The organism is Flavobacterium sp. (assembly GCF_044368625.1).
Lineage (GTDB): Bacteria > Bacteroidota > Bacteroidia > Flavobacteriales > Flavobacteriaceae > Flavobacterium.
Map to the genome: position 1 here is coordinate 1 of NZ_JBIPPD010000118.1, position 10,430 is coordinate 10,430.

Sequence of the window (10,430 nt, forward strand, 5' to 3'; positions counted from 1 at the left end):
CAATGAAAATAATTGAAGAATTGGAAGAAACCAAAAGAGGTTTGTACAGCGGAGCCATTGGTTATTTTACACCCGAAAACGACTTTGATTTCAATGTCGTAATCCGAAGTATTTTATATAATGAAGCAGCAAAATATGTTTCATTTTCGGTTGGAAGTGCCATTACATCAAAGTCTGAACCTGAAAACGAATACGAAGAATGTTTGCTAAAAGCACGAGCGATGCGTTTGGTATTGAAGGACAAAGAATTGGTATAATTTTATTTTCACTACTTTTGAACATGCTTCAAGAATTTCAAAAAAATGTTTCGGAAAATTTTCCAAACCTCGCTTCTAAAAAAGTGCTTTTGGCAGTCAGCGGCGGAATTGACAGTATGGTTTTGTCCGAATTATTTCGGCAAAGCCAAATGAATTTTGCCATAGCTCACTGTAATTTTAACCTCCGAAGTACGGAAAGCGACGGGGATCAAAAATTTATCGAAGATTACTGTTTCAAAAATAAAATCGAATTTTTCACCACCACATTTGATACTACCACTTTTGCTACAGATTTCAAACTTTCGACACAAGTTGCCGCTCGAAAACTCCGTTACGAATACTTTTACGAAATTCTTCAGAAAGAACATTTTGATTTTATAGCAACCGCCCATCATTTGGACGACAGTATGGAAACGTTTTTCATTAATTTATCACGTGGAACAGGAATTGATGGTTTAACGGGAATTCCTCTGCAAAACGACAAAATTATACGACCGATGCTCCAATTTTCTCGAGACGACATCGAAAATTTTGCACTAAAAAATAATATTGAATGGCGGGAAGATGCTTCCAATGCAACGGATTATTACCTTCGAAATAAAATAAGACACCACCTCACTCCTATTTTTAGGGAGTTGAATCCCTCCTTTACCCACTCTTTTCAGCAAACTGTTAAAAATTTACAGCAAACCAAGTCGCTGGCCGATGATGCTTCACAAATGATTTACAGACAAGTAGTTGAAGATGAAGTCAATTATAAAAAAATCGACATCGACAAACTTAAAAAATTACCCAATTACCAAGCTTATTTATACCAATGGCTTCAACCTTTTGGATTTACCGCTTGGGATGACATATACAGCTTGATGAATGCAGAGTCGGGAAAGCGCATATTTTCAAAAGGGTATCAATTGCTAAAAAACAGAACATTTTTACTAATTGCACCAAAAAATTATGATGTTGACCAAGAATTTCAAATTGAAAAGGGAACCTTAGAAGTTAATTTTCACATAAAACTCCTGTTTTGTAAAATAACGGACACTTTTTTTAGCACAAATAAAACTATATTTGTCGACGATGAAAAACTGACTTACCCCTTGACTTTGAGACGCTGGAAATCAGGTGACTATTTTTATCCTTTTGGAATGAATGGAAAGTCCAAAAAAGTAAGTAAATTTTTTAAAGACGAAAAACTTTCCGTTATCGAAAAAGAAAATACGTGGCTTTTATGTTCGGGAAACGACATTATTTGGGTCATCGGTTTTCGGGCCGACGAACGCTTTAAAATTAGTAAAACAACCAAAACAATAATACAAATCGATTTAGTATAATGAAAAAATTAATCTACGTCTTGTTCGCATTTTTTGCGCTTCATTCATTATCTGCTCAAGTTTTAAAACCCGTAAAATGGACTTCTAAAATTGAAAAAAACTCCGACACCGAATTTACTTTAGTTTTTGAAGGAATAAGCGAAAAAGATTGGCACGTATATTCTCAATTTACACCTGATGGAGGACCACTTCCACTAGAATTTGACTTTAAAGACCAAAATGGAAACTATAAATTAATTGGAAAAGCGGTTGAAAGTAAAATTGAAAAAAAGTTCAACGATGTTTTTGGGGTAGATGAATATTTTTTTCCTGCAGAAAAGAAATTTAGCATCAAACAGAAAATTAAAGTTGTAAACACTGCTTTAAAAACGATTAATGTACAGGCGGATTACCAAGTTTGTAAAGAAGTTTGTATCAACGACAAAGAAAAGTTTGCTTTTACAATTCCTGCAATATCGGCTTCAAGCACCACTGAAAAAGAGGTAGTTGCCACTGAAACTCCAGCCGACTCTGTACAAATCCAAGAAATTGCTGTCGATACGGCTGCTACAAAAACGACAGAAATTGAGGCAAATACTACTGAAATTGTAGAACCAATAACAGAAGATTCGAATAAGAACAGAGGTTTGTGGTCTATTTTTTTCTTGGCATTTTTATCGGGCTTTGCCGCCTTGTTAACTCCTTGCGTGTTCCCATTGATTCCAATGACGGTTAGTTTTTTTACCAAACAAAGCAAGACGAAAGCGGCGGGAATTAGAAATGCGATTATCTACGGAATTTCAATTATCATCATCTATGTTGCTTTAGGAAGTATTGTAACAGCCATTTTTGGTGCAGATGCATTGAACAGCTTGGCAACAAATGTGTGGTTTAATTTGATATTTTTTGTGTTGTTGATCTTTTTTGCCACTTCATTTTTAGGTGCTTTCGAAATCATGTTACCTAATTCTTGGGCGAACAAAGTGGACCGTCAAGCGGATCGCGGCGGAATAATTGGAATTTTATTTATGGCTTTAGCCCTAGCAATTGTTTCATTTTCATGTACAGGTCCAATTGTAGGAACCTTATTATTTGAGGCTGCTTCTATTGGCGGGATTGGTCCAATCGTAGGAATGTTCGGATTTTCATTGGCTTTAGCTTTGCCGTTTATGCTTTTTGCCATGTTTCCAGGATGGTTAAATACATTACCAAAATCAGGTGGCTGGTTGAACACCGTAAAAGTGTTTTTAGGCTTTTTAGAATTGGCATTGGCATTTAAATTCCTATCAAACGCCGACTTAGTATTGCAGTTACACCTTATTGAAAGGGAAGTATTTATTGCCATTTGGATAGCAATTTTTGGAACTTTGGCCTTGTATCTTTTTGGGAAAATTACATTACCCCACGACAGTCCGTTACCATTTATTTCCGTTGGAAGATTGATGACAGGATTATTAGTACTCACTTTTACCGTTTACCTAATTCCAGGACTTTGGGGCGCTCCGCTAAAAATTATCAGTGCATTCCCTCCGCCAATGACGTACAGCGAAAGTCCCAATGGAATTGGAGCAACCACCAGTTTGTCTGATACGAAATTACCTGAGGGAGCCGTTTATGGCCCCCATAAAATTGTCACTTTCGACGATTACGAAGATGGTTTGGCTTACGCAAATGAAGTAAACAAACCCATTCTTTTAGATTTTACTGGTCATGCATGTGTAAACTGTAGAAAGATGGAAAATAATGTGTGGTCGGAAGAAAATATCCTTTCTATTTTGAAAAATGATGTTGTTTTAATTTCACTTTATGTGGACGACAAAAGACCTTTGCCAAAAGAGGAGCAATTTTATTCTAAAGAAACCGATTCTGACATCGAAACTATTGGCGATAAATGGACCGAATTTATGTTGACAAGATACCAGACGAACACACAACCATTGTACGTATTGACTGATTTGAACGAGAAAAATTTAAATCCAAAACAGCCTACAATCAGTTACACCAACGCAAAAGCGTATGAAAATTGGTTAAAAACAGGTTTGTCTAATTTTAAAAAATAATGTTTCGGTAAATTAAAATACTGCAACTTAAAATTTTGCCCACAGTTTCGACTGTGGGCATTTTTTATTAAATCATCCCGATCAATTTACGTGCCGCAGTTTGAACCGGATCCCAAACCGGTGAAAAAGGTGGTGCATAGGACAAATCAAGATCAATAATATTTTGCAACGTCAGTTTTGAGTGCAAAGCAGTTGCCAGAACATCAATGCGTTTGGCAGCACCTTCTTCGCCAATAATTTGTCCGCCGAGAAGTTTTCCTGAGCGTTTTTCAGCAATGAGTTTTACCCAAATATCTTTGGCTTCTGGATAATAATGAGCTCTTGTTTTCGATTTGATTATCGTATAAACAAAGTCAACTTTTAGCGCTTTGCATTCACTTTCAAGCAAACCTACCCTCGCAATTTCATACACACAAATTTTACAAACCGCCGTTGCCACGACTCCTGGAAATTTTAAATCGCCTCCAGCCATATTTGTTCCCGCCACCAAACCCGTTTTGTTTGCAACGGTTCCCAACGCTATGTAAAAATTTTTTTTGCTCACCAAATTTTTTGTTTCTGCACAATCGCCGGCTGCCCAAACATTTTTGATATTCGTTCGTTGCATACGATTTACTTTTATTGCGCCATTTTCGACCAACTTGATTTTGGATTTTTGTAAAAATGAAGTATTTGGAGCGGTTCCCATACCTAAAATAACAAGATCCGTTTGAAGTGTACGTTTATCCGTAACTACCGAAATTACTTTACCCAATTGTTCATCAAAGTAAGCCAAGGACTCGGAATTATAAATAGTTACACCCAAATTTTGTAAAACCTCATTCACTTTCTTACCCATATCAGGATCTAGTGTGCTCATAACTTCGGTGCTTCGATTGACAATTGTGACTTTAATCCCTTTTAAAATCAAGGCTTCTGCCATTTCTAAACCAATATATCCGCCGCCAATGATCACCGCAATTTTGGGTTGGTACTCACTAATGTATGTTGCAACTTTTTTACCACTATTTAGTGTTTGGATTCCGAATATGCCATCGGCTGTACGATTCGCTACATCAGGACAAAATGGTTTTCCGCCCGTTGCAATCAAGAGTTCGTCATAGGTTTCCCAAAATTGGGTTTTGTCGGAGTAATTGTGCACCAGTACTTTATTATTATCAGTGTCCAGTTCCAAAACTTCGTGTAAAATTTTTACGTCAATCTTGTATTTTTTAATGAATTCCGACGGTGAGCGAACAATTAAATCTTCTAAGTTTTCGACTTTTCCTGAGATAAAATACGGAATTCCACAAGCAGAATACGACGTGAATTCGGACTTTTCAAAAACGATAATTACAAAATCGGGTTGTTCTCTTCTTATTTTAGAGGCGGCCGACATTCCTGCGGCATCTCCCCCGATGACCACTATTTTTTTCTTTTTCATTGTTGCAATTTTTAAAGTAAGTAATTTACAACAATACATTGGAAAAAAATGAATTTAATCCATGCAATAGTTCTTTGACATTTCAAAAGATGCAAGTCCAAAACCACTCGTCGTTGTCGTCTTTAAAAAAAAATTGGGCTCAAAAAAATCATCTTCTGAATCATGTTCAGCTGCATCAGGCTGAACGGCAACCGACTAATTAACCAATTTCCTCTCCTCCCAAAGGTGATTGGTCCCATCAAAACTGCCAACCCAAGCGGTAGAAAGCATTTGAAATTTTTCGATTTCATTTCGAAGCATATCCACATACTTGATGTCTTTATAATTTTTTAAAAAACGCAAATTGCCCACTTGCATGTACAAATGGATCGCATGTTCTCTGACGATGGAAGCATTTTGCATACGAATGCTGTACAAATCGCCTCCTACGGCACCCGCTATTTTTGCAGCGATAATTGCAACATCTTCCATCGTAAAAACCTTTTGTAACTTACCAATATGTATCGTCCTCAGGAAAGGTCGACAAAAAAGCGTTTACCAAATGCACAATATGTATGGCTTTGTTTAAATTTCGAGCATTTCAATTTTATTTATCAAGTGATCTTATTCTAAAGCTAAAACACGAAAAATAGTTGTTCGGTTATAAACATTCAGGAAGTAGTACTTATTTAGATTTATGCTTTTTTTATGAGGATTTCAATGAAAGGTAATTGAATAAAATAATAACTTGCATAAAAAAATATTTGCATGTCTAAAATAAAAACTACTGGCAAGAATACACCAGAAATTCCTAAATTGATTGTATTTACTGCTGGTTTTTTAGAAAAAATTTCGAGTCATGCAGCGGTTTTATTCGCTGCAAAGCTATTTACACGTCCCATTAAGCATAAAATACCCCGACGTGAATTTGCCATGAATAATAACACGCTGCAATCGACACTTTTGGTTCCAGAGATAAAAAAAAGCATCGTGGTTTATGAATTGGGAAATAGTACCAAAAAAGTGTTGCTGGTTCACGGTTGGTCTGGTCGAGGAACACAATTGTTTAAAATAGCAGAAACATTGGTTGAAAATGGTTATTCTGTGATCAGTTTTGACGCTCCTGGACATGGAAAAGCGGCAGGAAATTCTTCGATAATGTTGGAATTTATTGCTTCAATTAAAGAAATTGATTTGAAATTTGGTCCATTTGAAGCAGCAGTTGGTCATTCATTAGGGGGAATGGCATTGTTTAATGCGATAAAAGATGGTTTTAAAATTAATCATCTCGTTACCATTGGTAGTGGCGATGTGGTGAAAGACATCATTGATGATTTTATTGCGAAAATAAAATTAAAAAAATCTACTGGAACACTGATGAGTGATTTTTTTGAAAAGAAATACAACAAAACTATGGACAGTTTTTCTGCGTATTTATCAGCACAGAACGTAACGATTCCTGTATTGGTAATACACGACGAAAATGACGACGATGTTCCTGTTTCTGCAGCGCATCACATTCATAAGCATTTACAAAATGGTTCAATCTATATTACTAAAAAACTAGGGCATCGAAAAATTTTAGGCGACGAAAAAGTGATCGCCAAGACAATTGATTTTATTAAAAATTAAAAGAAAAAGTATGAAAAATATCATATTTATGATGGCTTTGATGTTGACATTAACGTCTTGCCACAGCCAAACGAAGAAAACTTCAGATCGCAACAATGTAGCAAAATCCACAGAAGCTTCAAAGAAAACAAACGCCGAATGGAAAGCCGAATTGACTCCTGAACAATACGAAGTTTTGAGAGAAAAAGGCACCGAACGTCCTTTTACAGGTGCATATTGGAATACCTTTGAGGAAGGAAAATACGTTTGTGCGGCTTGTGGACAAACGCTTTTTAATTCAGATTCTAAATTTGATTCGGATTGTGGTTGGCCCTCATTCGACCGAGCAATCGAAGGTTCCGTTTTGTATGTAAAAGATGTGAGTTATGGCATGACGCGAACCGAAGTACTTTGTTCCAATTGCCAAGGTCATTTGGGTCACGTTTTTGACGATGGACCGAAGGAAACCACAGGCGAACGTTTTTGTACCAATTCCATTTCAATTAAATTTATTGCTGCTAAAAAATAAAAATTATGAATTATTCTGTAAAGAAAACCGAGGAAGAGTGGAAAGCGAAATTAGGTCCGGAACGTTACCGAATTTTACGTCAAAAAGGAACGGAAGCGCCTCATTCGGGAGCTTATAATTTGAATTTTGAACAAGGAACATATTGTTGTGGTGCTTGTGAAGAACCACTTTTTGAAAGTGATTCCAAATTCAATGCCCACTGTGGATGGCCTTCTTTTGACGAATCCATTCCAGGAAAAGTGGAATACCTCAAAGACACTACTCATGGAATGATCCGAACCGACATTGTTTGTGCCAATTGTGGCAGTCATTTGGGTCACGTTTTTGACGACGGACCTACAGAAACAAGGCAACGTTACTGCGTAAATTCGTTATCTGTTGATTTTAAAAAGTAAGCACAAAAAAAGCCTTTCAAAACTGAGTTTGAGAGGTTTTTTTTATCTATGAAAAATTGTGGTCTTCCTTGATAGTTCTGCGAAACTATTTCTCGCGTTAGGGATAGCAACGGAAATCCTTTTTCGTGGCTTTTTCTGCCACGAAAAAGATTGAAGTGAATAGCCCGACCCGTAGGGAAACGCCCAGATAAATATACTTTTAGTTTACAAGCAGAAAACCAACTGAGACATTTGCAGAGATTTCAATTTCACCAGTAGCTAAGGTCTCGTTTCCTCCGCCAAAAACGCTATCGACCATTTTCATTGCCATCATTTCATACCGTGGTTGTGGAAAATGCTCTTGCGAATTATCGACAATGGTATAAGCAACTCCAATATTTTGACCCAAGGCACTAACGTAATCTTGGGCTTTCGCTTTTGCATTTAAAATCGCTAATTTTCTGGCCTCCGATTTGTGTTGTTCTACTTTTGAGGACTGGAAATTGATATTTCCGATGGTGTTTATCCCAGAATCTACAAGACCTTCCATCAACTCATCGTACTTACCTAAATCTTTTATTAAAATTTGAATCGATTGAACGGCAACGTAATTGTGTTTTTTCTTATCGTAATCATATTGGTCGTTTAACGAAACGCGGGTTGTTTGAAAATCTAAGCTGGAAATACCCATTTTTTTGATATATTTTAAAACACCGTCAACTTTTGAATCATTTGCTTTTTTGACATCGGCCGCCTTGACTCCTTTGGATTCCACTGCAACGGTTATACTCACTTGATCTGGGGCTACTTTCACTTTGCCTTCACCGTTTACTGTAATCATTGGTTTGGATTCTTGTGCATGAATTTGGCTTAAAGCCATAAAAAAAGTCATTGCAATTACTAAATTCTTTTTCATTTTTATTGGTATTTAGGATTAGTTATTTTTGTAGAAGTCAAAATTTGTGCCACTATAACTTTCCCATTTTCGCCATTACGAATAAAACTACGATGGGGATGGCAAGCACAACGACTGTAAATAAGTTATCCGTTAACATTTCGGGTTGCTTGATAATGGTAAATACGTAACCTCCAATGGCTCCACCAAAATGTGCCGTGTGACCAATGTTATCGTTTTTTGCCCTCATACCGTAAATGGAATACAGCAAATATAGAATTCCAAATAAATAACCCGGAATAAAAAAGTTAATCGTCATTGTAGGTTCAAGCAAAATGGCAGAATACACAATACCAGTAACTGCACCAGAAGCACCAATTGCACGGTAACTTAAATCGTTTTTGTGTAAAGAAAGCGTGAGTAAATTACCAAAAATTAAGCTGGAAAAATAAATCAATACAAAAGACACTTCGCCCAAATATCCCACCACTATTGGTGCAAAGAAAAATAAAGTTAGCATATTAAAAAACAAATGACTCATATCCGCATGCAAAAATGCCGATGAAAACATCCGAACTTGTTCGCCTGCACGAATACTACCAATGTGAAAATCGTATTTTCTAAAAAAAAACATGTCATTAAAACCTTTATAACTAATAAGGACGTTCGCCAAAATGATTACGATTAAAGTAGTACTCATGAATATATTATTTTGAACGACAAATTTAAGCAAATACAGTTGATGAGATGTTATAAATACACTAAATCCAAAGAATAAAAGTATCTTTGCAAAAAATTATTTTTCTTCATGCAGTTATTAGTTTATATCTTGGTTTTTCCCATTTTATGGGTTATATCAATTTTACCATTTCGCATATTGTATTTGTTATCTGATTTTGTTTGTTTTTGGGTTTACAAGGTTTTTGGTTACAGAAAATCGACGGTTAGAAAAAATTTAGCATTGGCTTTACCGCATTTAAATAGTCAAGAACGATTGGTTGTAGAACAAAAATTTTACATCCACATGTGTGACATGTTCATGGAAATGATCAAGACAATGAACATTTCGGATACTGAAATTAACCGACGATTTGTAATAACCAATATTGAATTGATTAAAGAGTATGAACAAAAAGGCAAGAGTGTCATACTTATGTGTGCCCATTATGCTAGTTGGGAATGGCTGATAAATATTGCCAAAAAAATCAATTTCAGCAGTATTGGAATTTACAAAAAAATCAATAATAAATATTTTGACAAGTTAATTAGAGACATCCGTTCGCGTTTAAAAGCAGAATTGGTTGAAACGAAAAAGACCGTTGAATTAATGGAGTACAACGAAAAAATGGGAATTAAAGCATTTTATGGCTTTGCAAGCGACCAATCTCCTCAATTGTCTCGTGCTAAATATTGGGATACATTTATGGGACATGAAGTTCCAGTGTACACAGGAGCCGAAATGTTGGCTAAAAAGCTCGATATGAATATTGTTTTTATTCGCGTAAAAAAAATAAAACGCGGTTTTTATGAAGCAACACTTGTACCGCTTGTCGAAAATCCGCGTGATTATCCTGATTACGAAATAAGTTCTATATTTCTCCGAGAAGTTGAAAAATTAATTTTGGAAGCGCCAGAATATTATTTTTGGACGCACAAAAGATGGAAGCATATTGGTAAGAAACCGACGGAATAGCCTACACTTACACTATTTAAAAAGTGGTTTGTTACGATTCTGAAACAAGTCGAAATACAATTGCACTATCATAAATAGGAGTACCTATTTTGTATTTCCGATGAAAGAGAAACTTCACAAAAAATTAGCTACTAATGAAATTTCTCTTTCGTCGGGATGAAAATAAAGATACTTAGTCACTCCTTAAAAACTCACTTTTTGAGTTTTTAAATTTATTTTGAAAAATACATTTGTAAAAATAAACATTAAAAATTCTAGCCAGATCACGAGCTGTACTTTGATTTGGTTAAACCTTACTT

At 35.7% G+C, this 10,430-nt stretch carries 11 protein-coding genes; 7 read left to right on the plus strand and 4 right to left on the minus strand.

From position 1 onward, the window contains the following. The 3 genes from ACIQ2X_RS09875 to ACIQ2X_RS09885 form a co-directional block, all read left to right on the plus strand. A partial coding sequence (locus ACIQ2X_RS09875; protein WP_396178764.1) for a chorismate-binding protein occupies positions 1 to 257 on the plus strand: 257 nt, incomplete at its 5' end. Then, positions 200 to 1,588: a tRNA lysidine(34) synthetase TilS gene (gene tilS, locus ACIQ2X_RS09880; RefSeq protein WP_396178765.1), complete on the plus strand. Its 1,389-nt coding sequence runs from the start codon at positions 200 to 202 to the stop codon at positions 1,586 to 1,588. The genes ACIQ2X_RS09875 and tilS, both read left to right, overlap by 58 nt. Beyond that, on the plus strand, positions 1,588 to 3,627 hold the full coding sequence (locus ACIQ2X_RS09885; protein ID WP_396178766.1) for a protein-disulfide reductase DsbD family protein: 2,040 nt from the start codon (positions 1,588 to 1,590) through the stop codon (positions 3,625 to 3,627). Before tilS ends, ACIQ2X_RS09885 begins: the two co-directional genes overlap by 1 nt. Positions 3,628 to 3,694: 67 nt before the next feature. On the opposite strand, the gene ACIQ2X_RS09890 is transcribed toward ACIQ2X_RS09885, so the two are convergent. Next, positions 3,695 to 5,050 (minus strand): FAD-dependent oxidoreductase, encoded by a 1,356-nt coding sequence (locus tag ACIQ2X_RS09890; protein ID WP_396178767.1) that lies wholly within the window; start codon positions 5,048 to 5,050, stop codon positions 3,695 to 3,697. 195 nt (positions 5,051 to 5,245) lie between these two features. Beyond that, on the minus strand, positions 5,246 to 5,521 hold the full coding sequence (locus tag ACIQ2X_RS09895) for a hypothetical protein (RefSeq protein WP_396178768.1): 276 nt from the start codon (positions 5,519 to 5,521) through the stop codon (positions 5,246 to 5,248). A gap of 276 nt (positions 5,522 to 5,797) precedes the next feature. Between ACIQ2X_RS09895 and ACIQ2X_RS09900 the strand changes: the two genes are divergently transcribed. Genes ACIQ2X_RS09900 through msrB (ACIQ2X_RS09910) form a run of 3 tightly spaced genes read left to right on the plus strand, consistent with a single transcriptional unit; the run spans position 5,798 to position 7,564 of the window. Continuing rightward, positions 5,798 to 6,661, plus strand: coding sequence for an alpha/beta fold hydrolase (locus ACIQ2X_RS09900; RefSeq protein ID WP_396178769.1), 864 nt, complete (start codon positions 5,798 to 5,800; stop codon positions 6,659 to 6,661). A gap of 10 nt (positions 6,662 to 6,671) precedes the next feature. Beyond that, complete coding sequence (gene msrB / locus ACIQ2X_RS09905; protein ID WP_396178770.1) at positions 6,672 to 7,169, plus strand: peptide-methionine (R)-S-oxide reductase MsrB; 498 nt, start codon at positions 6,672 to 6,674, stop codon at positions 7,167 to 7,169. Between the two features lie 5 nt (positions 7,170 to 7,174). Continuing rightward, positions 7,175 to 7,564 (plus strand): peptide-methionine (R)-S-oxide reductase MsrB, encoded by a 390-nt coding sequence (gene msrB / locus ACIQ2X_RS09910; protein WP_396178771.1) that lies wholly within the window; start codon positions 7,175 to 7,177, stop codon positions 7,562 to 7,564. Positions 7,565 to 7,763: 199 nt separating this feature from the next. On the opposite strand, the gene ACIQ2X_RS09915 is transcribed toward msrB (ACIQ2X_RS09910), so the two are convergent. Further along, the gene (locus tag ACIQ2X_RS09915; RefSeq protein ID WP_396178772.1) at positions 7,764 to 8,459 is read right to left on the minus strand and encodes an SIMPL domain-containing protein; all 696 of its coding nucleotides are present in this window, start codon (positions 8,457 to 8,459) and stop codon (positions 7,764 to 7,766) included. 52 nt (positions 8,460 to 8,511) lie between these two features. Further along, a complete protein-coding gene (locus tag ACIQ2X_RS09920; RefSeq protein WP_396178773.1) occupies positions 8,512 to 9,138 on the minus strand; it encodes a rhomboid family intramembrane serine protease in 627 nt (208 codons plus the stop codon). Between the two features lie 108 nt (positions 9,139 to 9,246). Between ACIQ2X_RS09920 and ACIQ2X_RS09925 the strand changes: the two genes are divergently transcribed. Further along, positions 9,247 to 10,131, plus strand: coding sequence for a lysophospholipid acyltransferase family protein (locus ACIQ2X_RS09925; protein WP_396178774.1), 885 nt, complete (start codon positions 9,247 to 9,249; stop codon positions 10,129 to 10,131). The last annotated feature ends 299 nt before the right edge of the window (positions 10,132 to 10,430 follow it).

Coding starts and splice junctions, on each gene's coding strand:
- ACIQ2X_RS09885 (WP_396178766.1), top strand. CDS start 1,588: ATGAAAAAATTAATCTACGTCTTGTTCGCATTTTTTGCGCTTCATTCA.
- msrB (WP_396178770.1), top strand. CDS start 6,672: ATGAAAAATATCATATTTATGATGGCTTTGATGTTGACATTAACGTCT.
- ACIQ2X_RS09925 (WP_396178774.1), top strand. CDS start 9,247: ATGCAGTTATTAGTTTATATCTTGGTTTTTCCCATTTTATGGGTTATA.
- ACIQ2X_RS09890 (WP_396178767.1), bottom strand. CDS start 5,050: ATGAAAAAGAAAAAAATAGTGGTCATCGGGGGAGATGCCGCAGGAATG.
- ACIQ2X_RS09895 (WP_396178768.1), bottom strand. CDS start 5,521: ATGGAAGATGTTGCAATTATCGCTGCAAAAATAGCGGGTGCCGTAGGA.
- ACIQ2X_RS09920 (WP_396178773.1), bottom strand. CDS start 9,138: ATGAGTACTACTTTAATCGTAATCATTTTGGCGAACGTCCTTATTAGT.
- msrB (WP_396178771.1), top strand. CDS start 7,175: ATGAATTATTCTGTAAAGAAAACCGAGGAAGAGTGGAAAGCGAAATTA.
- tilS (WP_396178765.1), top strand. CDS start 200: ATGTTTGCTAAAAGCACGAGCGATGCGTTTGGTATTGAAGGACAAAGA.
- ACIQ2X_RS09915 (WP_396178772.1), bottom strand. CDS start 8,459: ATGAAAAAGAATTTAGTAATTGCAATGACTTTTTTTATGGCTTTAAGC.
- ACIQ2X_RS09900 (WP_396178769.1), top strand. CDS start 5,798: ATGTCTAAAATAAAAACTACTGGCAAGAATACACCAGAAATTCCTAAA.